The 16805-nt window shown below is 54.1% G+C and carries 15 protein-coding genes and 3 tRNA genes; 9 read left to right on the forward strand and 9 right to left on the reverse strand.

What is annotated here, in order from left to right:
* The first annotated feature begins 5 nt into the window (after positions 1 to 5).
* The 6 genes from sufB to C1N64_RS11735 are packed head-to-tail and all read left to right on the forward strand — an operon-like array spanning position 6 to position 6223.
* Positions 6 to 1499: a Fe-S cluster assembly protein SufB gene (gene sufB, locus C1N64_RS11710; RefSeq protein WP_033741147.1), complete on the forward strand. Its 1494-nt coding sequence runs from the start codon at positions 6 to 8 to the stop codon at positions 1497 to 1499.
* Between the two features lie 46 nt (positions 1500 to 1545).
* The gene (sufC, locus tag C1N64_RS11715; protein ID WP_006118973.1) at positions 1546 to 2292 is read left to right on the forward strand and encodes a Fe-S cluster assembly ATPase SufC; all 747 of its coding nucleotides are present in this window, start codon (positions 1546 to 1548) and stop codon (positions 2290 to 2292) included.
* Positions 2267 to 3544, forward strand: coding sequence for a Fe-S cluster assembly protein SufD (gene sufD, locus C1N64_RS11720; RefSeq protein ID WP_205958343.1), 1278 nt, complete (start codon positions 2267 to 2269; stop codon positions 3542 to 3544). The genes sufC and sufD overlap by 26 nt, the downstream gene beginning before the upstream one ends.
* Positions 3544 to 4767 carry a cysteine desulfurase SufS gene (sufS, locus tag C1N64_RS11725; protein ID WP_394515508.1) on the forward strand — a complete coding sequence of 408 codons (1224 nt, stop codon included), beginning with the start codon at positions 3544 to 3546 and terminating at the stop codon, positions 4765 to 4767. Before sufD ends, sufS begins: the two co-directional genes overlap by 1 nt.
* A 21-nt stretch (positions 4768 to 4788) precedes the next feature.
* Complete coding sequence (gene sufE, locus C1N64_RS11730) at positions 4789 to 5205, forward strand: cysteine desulfuration protein SufE (protein ID WP_006118976.1); 417 nt, start codon at positions 4789 to 4791, stop codon at positions 5203 to 5205.
* A gap of 55 nt (positions 5206 to 5260) precedes the next feature.
* Complete coding sequence (locus C1N64_RS11735; protein ID WP_367143090.1) at positions 5261 to 6223, forward strand: L,D-transpeptidase family protein; 963 nt, start codon at positions 5261 to 5263, stop codon at positions 6221 to 6223.
* Positions 6224 to 6466: 243 nt separating this feature from the next.
* Here C1N64_RS11735 and C1N64_RS11740 read toward each other — a convergent pair whose 3' ends face one another.
* The 6 genes from C1N64_RS11740 to C1N64_RS11765 all read right to left on the reverse strand — a co-directional run bounded on the left by C1N64_RS11740 (position 6467) and on the right by C1N64_RS11765 (position 10536).
* Positions 6467 to 6703, reverse strand: coding sequence for a major outer membrane lipoprotein (locus tag C1N64_RS11740; protein ID WP_006118977.1), 237 nt, complete (start codon positions 6701 to 6703; stop codon positions 6467 to 6469).
* Between the two features lie 306 nt (positions 6704 to 7009).
* On the reverse strand, positions 7010 to 8422 hold the full coding sequence (gene pykF, locus C1N64_RS11745; RefSeq protein WP_110267579.1) for a pyruvate kinase PykF: 1413 nt from the start codon (positions 8420 to 8422) through the stop codon (positions 7010 to 7012).
* A 344-nt stretch (positions 8423 to 8766) separates the two neighbouring features.
* Positions 8767 to 8843 (reverse strand) — tRNA-Val (locus C1N64_RS11750).
* Positions 8844 to 8853: 10 nt separating this feature from the next.
* A tRNA-Val gene (locus C1N64_RS11755) sits at positions 8854 to 8930 on the reverse strand.
* 3 nt (positions 8931 to 8933) lie between these two features.
* Positions 8934 to 9010 (reverse strand) — tRNA-Val (locus C1N64_RS11760).
* Positions 9011 to 9162: 152 nt separating this feature from the next.
* Entirely contained in the window at positions 9163 to 10536 is a 1374-nt protein-coding gene (locus C1N64_RS11765; RefSeq protein WP_006118979.1) for an MATE family efflux transporter, read from the reverse strand.
* A gap of 193 nt (positions 10537 to 10729) precedes the next feature.
* On the opposite strand from C1N64_RS11765, the gene C1N64_RS11770 reads away from it, so the two are divergent.
* On the forward strand, positions 10730 to 11398 hold the full coding sequence (locus C1N64_RS11770) for a riboflavin synthase (RefSeq protein WP_033741155.1): 669 nt from the start codon (positions 10730 to 10732) through the stop codon (positions 11396 to 11398).
* Between the two features lie 177 nt (positions 11399 to 11575).
* Here C1N64_RS11770 and cfa read toward each other — a convergent pair whose 3' ends face one another.
* Together cfa and punC are read right to left on the reverse strand one after the other, a co-directional pair.
* Positions 11576 to 12724 carry a cyclopropane fatty acyl phospholipid synthase gene (gene cfa / locus C1N64_RS11775; RefSeq protein WP_033741158.1) on the reverse strand — a complete coding sequence of 383 codons (1149 nt, stop codon included), beginning with the start codon at positions 12722 to 12724 and terminating at the stop codon, positions 11576 to 11578.
* A gap of 284 nt (positions 12725 to 13008) precedes the next feature.
* A complete protein-coding gene (gene punC / locus C1N64_RS11780) occupies positions 13009 to 14211 on the reverse strand; it encodes a purine nucleoside transporter PunC (protein WP_324019824.1) in 1203 nt (400 codons plus the stop codon).
* A gap of 108 nt (positions 14212 to 14319) precedes the next feature.
* On the opposite strand from punC, the gene punR reads away from it, so the two are divergent.
* The gene (gene punR / locus C1N64_RS11785) at positions 14320 to 15225 is read left to right on the forward strand and encodes a DNA-binding transcriptional activator PunR (protein ID WP_367143089.1); all 906 of its coding nucleotides are present in this window, start codon (positions 14320 to 14322) and stop codon (positions 15223 to 15225) included.
* On the opposite strand, the gene purR is transcribed toward punR, so the two are convergent.
* Complete coding sequence (gene purR / locus C1N64_RS11790) at positions 15222 to 16247, reverse strand: HTH-type transcriptional repressor PurR (RefSeq protein WP_006118983.1); 1026 nt, start codon at positions 16245 to 16247, stop codon at positions 15222 to 15224. The two genes, punR and purR, sit on opposite strands and share 4 nt — an antisense overlap.
* Before the next feature lie 282 nt (positions 16248 to 16529).
* On the opposite strand from purR, the gene C1N64_RS11795 reads away from it, so the two are divergent.
* On the forward strand, positions 16530 to 16619 hold the full coding sequence (locus C1N64_RS11795) for a cytochrome bd-I oxidase subunit CydH (protein ID WP_100208612.1): 90 nt from the start codon (positions 16530 to 16532) through the stop codon (positions 16617 to 16619).
* Positions 16620 to 16805: the final 186 nt, after the last annotated feature.

Below are 16805 nucleotides of genomic sequence, written 5' to 3' on the forward strand. Positions count from 1 at the left end.
GAAATATGTCACGACACAGCGAAACATCTGACGATGTACAAATGTGGGAAGGCAAGCTCAATTATAAAGAGGGCTTCTTTACCCAGTTGCAAACCGAAGAATTTGCCAACGGCATCAATGAAGATGTCGTGCGCGCAATTTCGGCTAAGCGTAACGAGCCAGAGTGGATGCTGGAGTTTCGGCTTAAAGCTTTTCGTGCCTGGCTGGAAATGGAAGAGCCACACTGGCTGAAAGCGCATTACGAAAAGCTCGACTATCAGGATTACAGTTACTATTCCGCGCCGTCGTGCGGCAATTGTGACGATACCTGTGCGTCGGAGCCGGGAGCCACGCAGGCTTCAGGCGCGGCGCCTGCCAACGATTACCTGACGCAGGAAGTGGAAAACGCCTTCAACCAACTGGGTGTACCGGTGCGTGAAGGCAAAGAAGTGGCGGTTGACGCCATTTTTGACTCGGTGTCGGTGTCCACCACCTATCGTAGCAAGCTGGCGGAACAGGGCATTATCTTCTGCTCGTTCGGTGAAGCCATTCACGATCATCCGGAGCTGGTGAAGAAATATCTGGGCACAGTAGTGCCACCCAACGACAACTTCTTCGCTGCCCTGAATTCAGCGGTTGCGTCAGACGGTACCTTTGTTTACATCCCGAAAGGGGTGCGTTGTCCGATGGAGCTGTCAACCTACTTCCGTATTAACGCGGCGAAAACCGGTCAGTTTGAACGCACCATCCTGATTGCTGATGAAGACAGCTATGTCAGCTACATTGAAGGCTGTTCTGCACCGGTCCGTGACAGCTATCAGCTGCACGCAGCGGTGGTCGAGGTGATCATCCACAAGAATGCGGAAGTGAAATACTCCACCGTGCAGAACTGGTTCCCGGGCGGTGAAGGCGAGGGTGGTATCCTTAACTTCGTGACCAAGCGTGCGCTGTGTGAAGGCGACCACAGTAAAATGTCATGGACGCAGTCGGAAACCGGGTCGGCCATTACCTGGAAATACCCGAGCTGTATCCTGCGTGGCGATCACTCCGTGGGCGAGTTCTACTCCGTCGCCTTAACCAGCGGACGCCAGCAGGCGGACACCGGTACCAAGATGATTCACATTGGTAAAAACACCCGGTCGACCATTATCTCCAAAGGTATCTCTGCCGGTAAAAGCCAGAACACTTACCGTGGCCTGGTGAAAATCATGCCGACGGCCACCAACGCACGTAACTTTACCCAGTGTGATTCCATGCTGATTGGGCCAGATTGTGGAGCACATACGTTCCCGTATGTTGAAACCCGCAACAACACCGCCCAGCTGGAGCATGAAGCGACCACTTCACGTATCGGCGAAGATCAGATGTTCTACTGTCTGCAACGTGGCATCAGTGAAGAAGATGCTATCTCGATGATCGTGAACGGCTTCTGTAAAGACGTATTCTCTGAGCTGCCGCTGGAATTTGCAGTGGAAGCACAAAAACTGTTAGCCATCAGCCTTGAGCACAGTGTGGGCTGATTGACGCCGTCACACGCGTTGCCGGAAGCAATGTGAAGGAATAAGTATGTTAAGTATTAAAGATTTACAGGTTAGCGTTGAAGACAAAGCGATCTTACGTGGTCTGAACCTTGAAATTAAACCGGGCGAAGTTCATGCCATCATGGGACCGAATGGTTCAGGTAAAAGTACGCTGTCTGCAACCTTAGCTGGCCGTGAAGACTATGAAATCACCGGCGGTTCAGTGACCTTTAAAGGCAAAGACCTGCTGGAGCTGGAGCCGGAAGAGCGCGCGGGTGAAGGGATCTTCATGGCGTTCCAGTATCCGGTTGAAATTCCTGGCGTCAGCAACCAGTTTTTCCTGCAGACCTCTGTGAACGCAGTGCGCAAATACCGTCAGCAGGATGAGCTCGATCGTTTTGATTTCCAGGATTTCATCGAAGAGAAAATTAATCTGCTCAAGATGCCTGAAGATCTGCTGACCCGTTCTGTCAACGTCGGTTTCTCCGGCGGTGAGAAGAAGCGTAACGATATTCTGCAGATGGCCGCGCTTGAGCCCGATCTGTGCATTCTGGACGAAACGGACTCCGGTCTCGACATCGATGCCCTGAAAATCGTGGCTAACGGCGTAAACAGCCTGCGCGATGAGAAGCGTGCGTTCATCATCGTCACGCACTATCAGCGTATCCTGGACTATATCAAACCTGATTTTGTGCATGTGCTGTATCAGGGCAAGATCGTGAAATCTGGCGACTTCTCGCTGGTGAAACAGTTGGAGGAGCAGGGTTATGGCTGGCTTACCGACGAAGAGTGATACTGCGCTGCAACAGTGGCACCACCTGTTTGAATCGCGCGGTGAACTGCGCTCCATGCAGGCACAGCAGCACTGGCAGCAGTTAATGCGTCTGGGCTTGCCCACGCGCAAGCATGAAAACTGGAAATACACGCCGCTGGATGGCCTGCTGGCACAGCACTTTGTGTTGCCTGAGTCGCAGGACGTGAGTGCTTCACAGGTTGAAGCGCTCGCTCTGCCGCTGGATGCCATTCGTCTGGTGTTTATCGACGGCAAATTCCAGTCTGCGCTGAGCGCGACCGGGACTGATTTTTTCGAGATTCAGCACAGCGTTGCCGCTGAGCGTCGCGATCTGCCTGCGCCCGTTCAGCCAGAAGTCTTTCTGCATCTGACGGAAAGCCTGGCTGAAGAAGTGACCCATGTTCGTCTGCCGCGCGGTAAGGCGGCTTCACGTCCGCTTTACCTGCTGCACATCACCAGCGGCAAAGATGATGGCATGAACACCGTTCATTACCGTCATCATCTGCAACTGGAAGAGAGTGCAGAAGCGGAAGTCATCGAGCACTATGTCACGCTGAACGACAGCGCGCACTTCACCGGCGGTCGCTTTACCTTTGCTGTCGCTGATAATGCTACGCTGAAGCACACCAAGCTGGCCTTTGAAAGCACTAAAAGTTATCACTTTGCCCATAATGACATCGTGATTAACCGTGATGCGCAGGTGACCAGCACCAGCTTCTTACTGGGTGCGGGTTTAAGCCGTCATAACACCAGTACGCAGCTCAATGGCGAAAACACCCAGCTTTCTTTGAACAGTCTGGTGCTGCCCGTGAATCAGGAAGTGGCGGATACCCGCACCTATCTTGAGCACAACAAAGGCCACTGCCTGAGCCGTCAGATGCACAAAACCATCGTGCGTGACAAAGGGCGTGCGGTCTTTAACGGCCACATCAAAGTGGCGCAGCATGCGTTAAAGACAGATGGTCAGATGACCAACAACAATCTGCTGTTAGGCCGCCTGGCCGAAGTGGATACCAAGCCGCAGCTGGAAATTTATGCCGATGACGTTAAATGCAGCCACGGTGCGACCGTAGGCCGTATTGATGACGAGCAGATGTTCTACCTGCGTTCGCGCGGTATTGAGCAGGATGCCGCGCAGACCATGATCATTCACGCCTTTGCGGCTGAGTTAACCGAAACGCTGGAGAACCCCGTTCTTCGCCAGGCGGTGCTCCAGCGCATTGCTCAGCGTTTTCCAGGAGACAACTCATGATGAACTTCGATCTCGAGCGTATCAGAGCGGATTTTCCGGTTCTGAAGCGTGAGGTCAACGGTCATCCGCTGGCTTACCTTGACAGCGCGGCCAGCGCACAGCGTCCTTTGTCGGTCATCAATGCCGAAAGCCATTTCTACCAGCACGGCTATGCCGCCGTGCACCGCGGTATTCACACGCTCAGCCAGCAGGCAACCAGCGATATGGAAAACGTTCGCGAACAGGCGGCACGTTTTCTGAATGCGACTTCTGCGGAAGAAATCGTTTTTGTTAAAGGTACGACGGAAGGCATCAACCTGGTTGCCAACAGCTGGGCGGGCAGTCAACTGCAACCCGGTGATAACCTGATTATCACGCAGATGGAGCACCATGCGAATATCGTGCCCTGGCAGATGGTGGCTGAACGCTGTGGTGCGGAAATTCGGGTACTGCCCCTGACCGACAACGGTGAGCTGGCGCTGGATCAACTGGCGGGGCTGATTGACAGCCGCACGCGCCTGCTGGCGGTCACCCATGTGTCCAATGTGCTTGGTACGGTGAATCCGGTCAAAGCCATCGTCGCGCAGGCCAGGGCAGCAGGTGTGGTTACCCTGATCGACGGGGCGCAGGCCGTGATGCACAGCGCCGTCGATGTACAGGATATCGGCTGCGACTTCTATGTGTTCTCCGGCCATAAGCTCTATGGCCCAACGGGCATTGGCGTGCTGTATGGCCGCAAGGCGCTGCTGGACATCATGCCGCCCTGGGAAGGGGGCGGATCGATGATTGGTGAAGTCCTGCTGCCCACCGGCACCACCTGGAATACGGCACCGTGGCGTTTTGAAGCCGGAACGCCGAATACCGGTGGCATCATTGGTCTTGGCGCCGCGCTGGAGTATGTTGAGGCGCTGGGACTGGATACGATTCATCAGCGGGAAACAATCCTGATGAATTATGCGCTTGATAAGCTCGCCTCCGTGCCGGATATCCAGATCTACGGTTCGCAGCAGCGTACCGGTGTGATTGCCTTTAACCTGGGCAAACATCACGCCTTTGATGTCGGCAGCTTCCTTGATCAGTACGGTATCGCGATTCGTACCGGCCACCATTGCGCTATGCCGCTGCTGCGCCATTATCAGGTCCCCGCGATGTGTCGCGCTTCTTTCACGTTCTACAATAGTGAAGACGAAGTGGATCGGCTGGCGGCAGGTCTGACGCGTATTCATCGCCTGCTGGGCGGCTGAACAACGTAAACGGAGTGATTCATGGCCACGTTGCCAGAAAAAGAGAAACTGGTGCGCAACTTTAATCGTTGCGCTAACTGGGAAGAGAAGTATCTGTACATCATTGAATTAGGTGCCAAACTCCCGGAATCGTCTGAAACACTGCACCAGCCTGAAAATGCCATTACCGGCTGTCAGAGTCAGGTGTGGATCAAGATGACCCCGCAGGCAGACGGTACGATCGCTTTTGAAGGTGACAGTGATGCAGCTATCGTTAAGGGACTGATTGCTATCGTATTTAGCCTTTATCAGAACCTGCAACCCGCTGAAATCGTGGCACTGGATGTTCGCCACTGGTTCAGCGAACTGGCCCTCGTTCAGCACCTCACGCCGACGCGCTCGCAGGGGCTGGAGGCGATGATTAAGTCAATTCGCCATACCGCTCAGAACCTCAGCTAAGATACACTCCAAAGACGCCATCCGGCGTCTTTTTACTGTCTGATGAGAACATCGCATGAAACCTGCTTTTTATATAGCCGGTGCATTGCTGCTGACCTGTTTTGGGCTCTCTGCACCCGGTTTTGCTACCGAATATCCCTTGCCGCCGCCTGGCAGCCGCCTGACAGGTGAAAATCTTGTTACCCAGGTGCCAGATAATAAACGCCCGCTGGAAGATATCGCTGCGCGTTATCAGGTTGGCCTGCTGGGCATGCTGGAAGCGAACCCAGGCACCGATCCGTGGTTGCCCAAGCCGGGTACGCAGCTGACCATTCCGCTACAGATGATTCTGCCGGATACGCCACGCGAAGGCATTGTGGTAAACCTGGCGGAACTGCGGTTGTACTATTACCCAAAAGGTGAAAACAAGGTCATCGTGTATCCGATTGGTATCGGTCAGATGGGGATCATGACGCCCGTGATGGTGACCAGCATCAGCCAGAAAATCCCTAATCCCACCTGGACGCCTACCGCGAATATTCGTAAGCGCTACGCGAAAGAGGGCATTACCCTGCCTGCAGTGGTGCCCGCAGGCCCGGATAACCCTATGGGGCTGCATGCGTTGCGTATGGCGCGGGGAACCGGGCAATATCTTATCCATGGTACTAATGCCAATTTTGGTATCGGCATGCGCGTGAGTTCGGGTTGTATTCGCCTGCGCACGGACGATATTGAAGCGCTGTTTAATGCGGTGCCGGTGGGAACGCGTGTGCAGGTGATTAACCAACCGGTGAAATATACCGTTGAGCCCGATGGCAAACGTTACGTTGAAGTCCATCAGCCCTTGTCGCGCAGCGAGAAAGACGATCCGCAAACCGCGCCTCTGGCCTTAAGTGCGGGCTTCAGGACGTTTATGAAGAGCGAGAAAAGTGACCAGGCCTTAATTAACGCTACGCTGACGCGCCGTTCGGGCATGCCGGTGCTGGTCAGTGCCGGTGAGCCGGTGCAGGATGAGGCGAGCGTCCTGTCGGCACACTAATTAATGCGGGACAGGGCGCGAGTCCTGTCAGTGTACTAACCGAAGCAGATTGAGGCGACAGGCCTGCCTGGACATAACCGATGCGGAATGGGGCCATCGGACAGTCGCGACAGTAAACGAGGCAGGACAGGGCAAAGTGCTGTCGACGAACGACGCGGCATCAGTGAAAGAGAAGGCGTTAGTTGCGGATCAGCAGACAAAAAAAATGGTGCCACAAGGGCACCATTTTTAAAACCAGAACTCTTACTTACGGTAAGAGTGAGCCTGGTTGTCCAGACGCTGGTTAGCGCGAGCTGCGTCATCTTTAGCAGCCTGAACGTCAGAACGCACTGCGTTCACGTCGTTGCTCAGCTGGTCAACTTTAGCGTTCAGAGTCTGAACGTCTGAAGACAGCTGGTCGATTTTAGCGTTGCTTGAGCAACCAGCCAGCAGAGTTGAACCCAGGATTACCGCGCCCAGTACCAGTTTAGTACGATTCATTATTTATACCCTCTAGATTGAGTTAATCTCCATGTAGCGTTACAAGTATTACACAAAGCTTTTTAACTTGAGAATAATTTTTTGATAAGAACATGCTTAAACATGATCGTTCGCTCAAAGAAACAGCGGATCAAAGAAGAACATAAAAAAATTTAGCTAAAACAGAGAGATTTAATCGGATTAACCTTAATTTCAGGGGCGTTTTTATTGTTGTTTTGGGCTGGCGTTTTCAGGAATCTGTATTACAAAGCCCATAAAAAAAGCGCCTTTTAAGGCGCTTTCGATAATAAAGCCATAAACCCCGTATTACAGCACGTGTACCGATGCGGTATTCGTGGTTCCACTTGGCACCAGCGCGCCAGAAACCAGCACAACAACATCGCCTTTTTGAGCAAAACCGCTTTCCAGCGCCGCTTCTTTACCCAGACGATAGAAATCGTCGGTTGAGGCAATTTCGCTGACCATACGCGTCTCAATACCTTTGCTCAGAATCAACTGACGCGCTGTGGTGGCATTGGTGGTTAAGGCCAGGATGGTGGCGTTAGGGAAGTACTTACGCACGGCCTTCGCTGATTTACCGCCTTCTGTTGCGACAACGATAAGTGGCGCTTCCAGCTTCTCGGCGGTTTCAACGGCACCACGACACACCGCTTCGGTGATACGCAGTTTGCGGTTGTCATTCTGCTCATCAATGCGCGGCTTCATCACGCGGTCGGTACGCTCACAGATGGTCGCCATGATGGTGACCGACTCCAGCGGATAACGGCCTTTCGCACTTTCGCCCGACAGCATGACGGCGTCCGTCCCGTCCAGGATGGCGTTCGCTACGTCGCCGGCTTCTGCGCGAGTAGGGCGTGGATTCTTGATCATGGAATCCAGCATCTGGGTGGCGGTGATAACAACCTTACGCGCCTTATTACATTTTTTGATCATCATCTTCTGCGCGAAGATCACTTCTTCAACCGGGATTTCAACGCCCAAATCGCCACGGGCGACCATGATGCCGTCAGACGCATCCAGGATCTCGTCGAAGTTGTTCAGGCCTTCCTGGTTTTCAATTTTAGAGATGATCTGAATATTTTCGCCGCCGTGCTGCTTCAGGTGCTCACGGATTTCCAGCACGTCAGAGCGCTTACGGATAAAGGACGCGGCAACGAAATCAACGCCTTGTTCACAACCAAAAATCAGGTCGCGTTTGTCTTTCTCGGCCAGCGCAGGCAACTGGATAGAAACGCCTGGCAGGTTAACACCTTTATTCTCACCTAAATCACCGTTGTTCAGGACTTCACAGATGACGCTGTTTTCGGTGACTTCAGTCACTTTCATGCCGATCAGACCATCGTCAACCAGAACGGTATTGCCGATTTTCAAATCGTTGGCAAAGCCAGAATACGTCACCGCAACACGTTCGCTGTTGCCAATCACGCTCTGGTCAGTGGTAAAAGTAAAGGTCTGGCCAGCTCTCAGTGACACATCATTGCCACCTTCCAGCTTCATGGTGCGGATTTCCGGACCTTTGGTATCCAGCAGAATAGCGGCAGGAATGCCAGTTTTTTGGGTGACAGCACGCATATTGGTGATGCGCTGACCGTGTTCTGCATAGTCGCCGTGCGAGAAGTTCAGACGCATCACGTTCATGCCTGCTTCAAGCAGCTGGGTCAACATCTCTTCGGATTCGGTTTTTGGGCCGATAGTACAAACGATCTTAGTCTTTTTCATGACGGGTTATCTGTAAGTTGTGATGGATGATAAATAGGGTTTCGATGACAGCGCACCGAAATGAAAACGCTGGTTGAAAGAGAAAAGGGTGATACAGGATAAGAATAGGTGACGAAGGCCAGGCGTGCAGAGAAGTTGCGTGGTTAGTTGGCTTAACCACCGGGACGTTGTTGCGCAAACAATCTTAATTATCGTCATAAGCACGTAGTCGCTGAAACCTTTCAAGTAAACAACGCGGCCAGTATAATCACTAAGTATGCGAAAACCAATCGAAAAACAGTACGTAAAGGCAATGTAAATCAAGAAATGGGTTGTTGCGCAAGTGAAGAAAGGAAGTAAAAGAGTGGTGCGCTCTAATGGACTCGAACCATCGACCCCCACCATGTCAAGGTGGTGCTCTAACCAACTGAGCTAAGAGCGCAAAATAAATTTGGTGCGTCCGAGTGGACTCGAACCACCGACCCCCACCATGTCAAGGTGGTGCTCTAACCAACTGAGCTACGGACGCACTTGGTGCGCTCTAATGGACTCGAACCATCGACCCCCACCATGTCAAGGTGGTGCTCTAACCAACTGAGCTAAGAGCGCAACATGCTGTCAGGGCGACAGCGGGGACGAATATTAACGACAGCGCAGAAGGCTGGCAAGGGGAAAAACGCAAAATTGCAAATGAATGAACATCATCTGTGCGAAGCGTCGTTTTTTTGAACGTAACGGGCCTGTTACGGCCCGTTCTGCTTTTAACGCGATGCGCGCGAAAGGATTAACGCGGCCGGGAGTTGCTGCAAACGCCGAACCCGCCACAGCATCATGACGGCGGCTGAGGTCAGGCCGACAATAAACCCACACCAGAATCCTGCCGGGCCCATGCGCGGCACCACCCAGTCGGTCAACGCCAGGATATACCCTGAAGGCAGCCCCAGTAGCCAGTAGGCGATAAAGGTTATAAAGAAAATAGACCTTGTGTCTTTGTAACCGCGCAGGATACCGCTGCCAATCACCTGAATGGAATCCGAAATCTGGTAAATGGCGGCCAGCATCATCAGTTGAGCAGCCAGCGTCACTACGTCGGGGTTATCGTTATAGAGCTGCGCAATGTGATGGCGGAAGGTCACCGTAAAGATCGCCGTAAGCACGGCCATACTCACGCCCACGCCCTGCGCGGTCCAGGCGGACACGCGCGCCTGTTCGGTTGATCCCTGACCCAGGCGATAGCCCACGCGAATGGTTGTCGCGACGCCCAGTGACAGCGGCAGCACGAACATCAGCGAGCTGAAGTTCAGGGCAATCTGGTGACCAGCCACATTCACAATGCCCAGCGGGGAGACTAACAGCGCCACCACGGCAAACAGGGTCACTTCAAAAAACAGCGCCAGGGCGACAGGCAGGCCCAGACCGGCCAGACGTTTCAGAATGGCGGCCGAGGGCGATGACCAGCGCTGTTCAGGCCGGATATCCTGCATGCTGCGCATGCGCCGCACCCAAAAGCGCATACAGATAAACATCGCCCAGTAAACGGAGGCGGTGGCGACGCCACAGCCCACACCGCCCAACGCGGGCATACCAAAATGCCCATAGATAAAGACATAGTTGAGCGGAATGTTGAGCATCAATCCCAGAAAGCCCAGCACCATGCCGGGCTTGGTTTTAGACAGCCCTTCGCACTGGTTACGCATCACCTGAAAAAACAGGTAACCCGGCGCGCCAAACAGCAGGGCATGCAGATAACCTTCCGCTTTTTCAGCCAGCAGCGGATCGATATCGTGCATCGAGCGAATAAAATAGCCCGCGTTCCAGAGGACCAGCATAATGAGCAATGAGAGAAAAAACGCCAGCCAAAACCCCTGACGAATCTGTTCAGCGATGCGCTCGCGGCGACCTGAACCATTAAGTTGCGCAATGGTCGGCGTCAATGCCAGTAAAACACCATGACCAAACAGGATGGCGGGAAGCCAAATGGACGTGCCAACAGCGACGGCGGCCATATCCGTGGCGCTGACGGCGCCGGCCATAATGGTATCTACAAATCCCATCGCGGTTTGCGCCACCTGAGCCAGGATAACGGGAATCGCGAGGGCCAGCAATTGACGCGCTTCTGTTAAATACTTCTGCACGTAAACACCTGACTTGTGTGATTAATAAGGAAATGAGGACGACTTCAGGCGAAGTCGGCACTAGTGTAACTGCCGCAGCCGATTTCTCCAATCTTTGTCACGCTTTGCGGTTGCGCATCTCTCAGCACGTTGAAATCTAAAAGTTAAGCGCGCCTGTGATAAACTGGAGGCAAACTTCACAGAGGCAAAGATTATGTTTACCGGTATTGTGCAGGGCACCGCAGAAATCGTGTCCATTGAAGATAAAGGTTTATTCCGTACTCATGTTGTCCGGCTTCCCGCTGAACTGGTGCCAGGACTGGCACTTGGCGCATCCGTGGCCCATAACGGCTGTTGCCTGACCGTTACCGAGATTAACGGTGATTTGGTGAGTTTTGACCTGATCAAAGAAACCTTACGCGTGACCAATCTGGGCGACTTGCGCCAGGGCGACGTGGTGAATATTGAACGCGCGGCCAAATTCAGTGATGAGATTGGCGGACACCTGATGTCGGGCCATATCATGACCACGGCAGAAATTTGCAAAATTATCCGCTCTGAAAACAACCGCGAAGTGTGGTTCAGGATTCAGGATCCTCTGCAGATGAAATACATCCTGCACAAAGGATTTGTCGGCATTGATGGCATCAGTCTGACTGTGGGTGATGTGACAAAAACGAAGTTCTGCGTCCATTTGATTCCTGAAACGCTGGAGCGCACCACCCTGGGTGCCAAAACCTTTGGCGATCGGGTCAACATTGAAATCGATCCCCATACACAGGCCATTGTGGATACGGTAGAGCGCGTGCTGGCGCAGCGTGAAGCCGCTGCCGTGAAGGCGCTTGCGGAGCAGGCCGATCAGCCGGAAGCCGATCACGAATAAGGCCCGCCTGGCAACAATCTTGTTGTCATCCGCATGCGGGTATTGCAAAAAAAGCAGCCCTGATGACAGGGCTGCTTTTTTATCGGGAAACCGCTGACGCGCCGTCGCCCGGGCATCTCAGCCAACCGACCTGAGCCGGTTCGGGCAATGCGCGGCGCCAAACCGCAGCGCGTCCTGTTACCGTGCTACGCGCAATCCCCCCTCTATGCCACGGCTAAACACCACCTGCCATAACTGAATCTCGCGGGCGCGAAACGCACCCGCGCAGGCATTCAGATAGTACGTGAACATGCGGCGAAAGCGTTCGTCATAGCGCCCGGCAAGCTGCGGCCAGGCATGTAAGAAGCGTTCGTGCCAGGCCATCAATGTCGTGTCATAGTCCGCGCCAAAGTTATGCCAGTCTTCCATAATAAAATGGGGTTCGCTGACGTCGGCGATATGGCGCAAAGAGGGCAGGCAGCCGTTCGGAAAGATATATTTGCCAATCCAGGGATCGACGTGCATATCCGTTTTGATCGCGCCTATTGTGTGAAGCAGGAAAATCCCGTCAGGCTTCAGGTTGCGATCGACCGTAGCAAAATAGGTGGGATAATTTTTAGGCCCGACATGTTCAAACATGCCCACGGACACAATGCGATCAAACTGCTGATCGAGATCGCGGTAGTCCTGCAACAGGATTTGGACATCCAGCCCCTCACAGCGCTGTTGAGCCAGTTTTTGTTGCTCTGCCGAGATGGTTACGCCCTGAACGCTCACGCCATAATTTCTGGCGGCAAAGGCCGCCAGGCCGCCCCAGCCGCAGCCGATATCCAGCAGGCGCATTCCCGGTTTGAGTTGCAGCTTGCGGCAAATCATATCGAGTTTGGCTTCCTGCGCCGCCTCAAGCGTGGTGGCGTCTTTCCAGTACGCGCAGGAATACTGCATGTAAGGATCCAGCATCAGGCTGAAGAGATCGTTGCCTAAATCGTAGTGGGCTTTACCCACCTGCCAGGCCCGCTTTTTGGATTGCAGGTTCACCAGACGCGCCAGCGCAATACGCAGGATGTCCTGAATATGATGCGGCAGTTGCTCGTCGAGTTTATGCTTCAGCGCCCGATGAAAAAACATATCCAGCCGCTCGCATTCCCACCAGCCATCCATATAACTCTCGCCCAGGCCCAGGGATCCTTTCTGCAGAACGCGTTTGAAAAAATCGGGGTGTTTGACCTGAATATCCCAGGGCCGCGAACCGTTAATTTCAATATCGGCTTTTTGCAGTAACTCCTGAACGATGCGATACCAATGGTTACGTTCGATGCCTACTTCTTCTACACATGATGAACTCATAGCCACTCCATCACCAGAACCGTCAGAACCTGAGAAAAAGCAGGAGCTGTTTCTCAGGATTATGAGAAAAGTCACAGATGACGCCTTGCGCCAGACAACAAAAAGGGTACAGAGAAGAGAAAACGTCGGTATCCATGCAGCGTTGCTCACACAGATGCCGTCACAGCCTGAAGGCTGTGTGAAACATTTTTATTATGATGACAGTGCGAGTGGGTCTGGCAGAGGAGGCACACTGGCAGACCCTGATTCAGTCAGTGAAAACGGGTAACACGCAAATCGTTGCCTCAGTGATTATCCTGGCAGGGATGTGCAGATGAGGCAATATCAGTTTGTGCGCCGGCGCGGCGCTGTAACTGATAGCCCATCCATGCCAGACCAATCGTCACCATCATAATTAGCGTGGTCGTAAACAGAGCCTGGATCAAGCCTGCGGACACCGCAAGGCTGGCGGCAAAACAGAGTCCGAGCTGAAGCGTGTTCTGCAATGCCGCCGCTTTCCCGGTGGCATTTGGGAAGGGCAGCAGCGCACTGGACACCACAATCGGATAAATCGCGCCATTTGCCAGCGCCATGCCGCAGAACGGCACCAGTAACGCCGTGAGTGACGGGCTTCCCGAAAGCGCGACGGCAAACAGCGCCCCGACACTCAGGCTATAGACGCCGAGCAGCCACGGCAGCAGCGTTGCGCCAGAAAACCGGTTGAGCAGCGCACGGCAGCCAAACCCGCCGATTAAAAAGGCGATGGTTTGGGGAATATAACTGAGCCCGATATCCGCAGGAGACAGACCAATATCAGCCAGGATAAACGGCGAACCCGTCAGCCATGCAAAAAAACTGGCTGAGCAGGCGGAATACATCAGTACGTTACCGCTGTAGGCACGTGCGCGCAGCAGCGTCAGAAACCCAGGCTGCGGAGCAGGGGAACGTTGCTTTTTTTGCGGCGAAGGCAGGCGCAGCGTGACCAGGATGAGCGCCACAGCAATTCCTGTCAGCACCGCAAAAATGGCGCGCCAGTGAAAATGGCCGATCAGCCAGGCGCCCAGTAACGGCGCCAGGGCGGGAGACAGCGCGACGAGCGGCATAATGGTAGCAAAGACTTTATTGGCCTGTGACTGAGGATAGCGATCGACGACCAGCGCCTGCCAGCTGACGGCCGCCGCGCACACGCCGATAGCCTGTACAAAACGCAGTACCAGCATCAGGATCACATTATCTACCCACAACATACCCGCACAGCCCAGAGCAAACAGGACGAGGCCTGCCAGCAGCACCGGCTTACGCCCCAACCGATCAGATAAGGGACCCCAGACCAGTTGACCACAGGCAAAACCGGCCAGAAACAGGCTCATGCTGGCGCTGATCATCCCGGCTGACGTGCTAAAACTTTGCTGCATAGCGCCGAAGGCGGGCAGGTACATATCGGTTGCCAGAAAGCCCAGCATACTGAGCACGGCAAGATAGGGAATAAAGCCTTTTGAAGCGGACATCGGGTTCTCATCAGTTGCAGAATAAACGCGGGGCAGTGTAAAAGCTGTACTTCACGCTGTGAAACGGTAAAATTTGCCTGTTGCTGTTAAAAATTTTGAAGGCAAATTATGTGGTCTGAATATGCGCTGGAAGTGGTGGATGCGGTCGCACGCGGTGGCAGCTTTAGCGCGGCCGCCCAGGAACTGCACCGTGTGCCTTCTGCCATCAGCTATACCGTTCGCCAGCTGGAAACCTGGCTGGCTGTGCCGCTGTTTGAACGCCAGCACCGGGAGGTGATTCTCACCCCGGCGGGCGAGCATTTTGTGCGGGAAGGGCGCAGCGTTATCAAAAAAATGGATGCCACACGACGTCAGTGTCAACAGCTCGCCAACGGCTGGCGCGGTCAGATTGGTATTGCCGTCGACTGCATCGTCAAACCGCAGCGGACCCGGCAGTTTGTCAGGGATTTTTACCGCCATTTTCCCGACATGGAGTTGCACATCAGCTATGAGGTCTTTAACGGCGTCTGGGATGCGCTGGCAGACGGGCGAGTGGATGTGGCGATAGGTGCGACACAGGCGATTCCGGTGGGGGGGCGTTTCGCCTTTCGCGATATGGGCACCCTGAACTGGCGTTGCGTGGTGGCGCGTCAGCACCCTCTGACGCAGGTTGCTACGCTGGGTGATGAGGCGTTGCGCAACTGGCCTTCACTGGTGCTGGAAGATACGTCGCGCGCGTTACCGCGTCGTATGACCTGGGCGCTGGATAACCAACGCCGGCTGGTGGTCCCGGACTGGCAAACCGGTCTGGACTGTGTGCGCGCCGGTTTGTGTGTCGCGATGATACCGGGCCATTTAGCGCGGCCCTTACTGGACAGCGGCGAGATGGCAGAGCTGAACTTACCGCAGGCGTTTCCGGAAAGTCCCTGCTGCGTCAGCTGGGCGGAAGATCGCGCATCACCGGCGCTGGGGTGGTTACTCCAGTACCTGGGCGATGCGCAAACGCTAAATCAGGAGTGGTTGAGCGAGGATTAACGGCGATAATCGCGATAAGGACCATAGCCCACCGAGCGTCGCTCAATAAGCGTCGGGTGGACTTCAATCGTCTGCGACTCTTCCCGCTTACTGGTGATGCGATCTAACAACATCTCCAGCGCCTTCTCACCCAACTGGGCTTTAGGTTGATGCACCGTGGTCAGTGCCGGAGTGAAATAGCGCGCATTGCGCACATTGTCGTAACCAATGACGGAGATATCCTGCGGCACGCGCAGGCCCATTTCGTCGGCCGCGCAGATTGCGCCCATCGCCATGATGTCGCCCCCACAGAATACGGCGCTTGGGCGCTGCTTCTGTGACAGAATCTGCTGCATGGCCTGATAGCCAGATTCGGGTTCAAAGTCACCCTGCACAATCCATTCGGCACGTGGCTGAATACCCGCTTCTTCCAGCGCCTTAAGGAAACCGGCATGGCGACCGCCTCCCGTGTTACGCTCCATCTGGCCGGGAATGGCACCAATATCGCGATGACCACGCTCAATCAAATAACGTCCTGCCAGATAACCGCCCTGGAAAGCATTGTCCAGTACGGTATCGGTAAAGTCGGCACGGGATTCGCCCCAGTCCATCACCACCATCGGAATATTGCGGTTCGCTTCCAGCATTTGCAGCAGATCATCCGGATACTCTGAACACATCACCAGAAGCCCGTCAACGCGCTTTTGCGCCATCATCGACAGATAGGCGCGCTGTTTTTGCAGGTCATTATGTGCGTTGCCCAAAATCAGGGTATAGCCTTTATCGAAGCAGTGATTCTCAATGGCTTCGATAATTTCAGCAAAGTAGGGCGCTTCACTGGACGTGGCGAGCAGGCCCAGCGTTTTGGTGTGATTCACCTTCAGGCTACGCGCGACTGCGCTGGGAGAATAATGCAGTTCCCGAATCGCTTCCCACACCGCTTCGCAGGTATTTTCTGCGACAAAGCGCGTTTTATTGATGACGTGTGAGACGGTCGTGGTGGACACGCCCGCACGCTTCGCCACATCTTTAATTGTTGCCATGTAAATCGAACTCCCGGGCCTATCTAAATTATTGATAAGCATATTGTTAAACGTTTGCGTCAGCGGACGGTTATTTCTGCGAAAAACATCGCTTTTCTGTCCGGTATTGAGTCATCAGGGCAGGAAATAACGTCTGAAAAGGGCGCGGACGCAACCGATATTGCGCGCTGTTGCGCAACAAAGGGGGGATTCTAACAAGGCTGTGCGGATAAAACGAGATTTTTACCCACGCGTATGTGAAAATGCTTTCACCTTACAAACGTCAGGGTTAAAGGAGAGGGGATGAGTACCGATTTGAAACTGTCATTAATGACGACGGCAGCCGCACTGTTAATGATCATCGCGTTTAGCTTCACCGCTATTCTGCACTAGTCGCATTCGTTTGCAGCGAGGCTATACTGGCTGACTGGCTGACTGGCTGACTGGCTGACTGGCTGACTGGCTGACTGGCTGACTGGCTGACTGGCTGACTGGCTGACTGACTCGCTGACTGCGCGTCCAGCCTTGCCGGTGATACGTCCTGTCTGTCAGACCGTATCACCGGCAGGTGCGGCATTT

The sequence above is a fragment of the Pantoea sp. SGAir0215 genome (assembly GCF_043543215.1).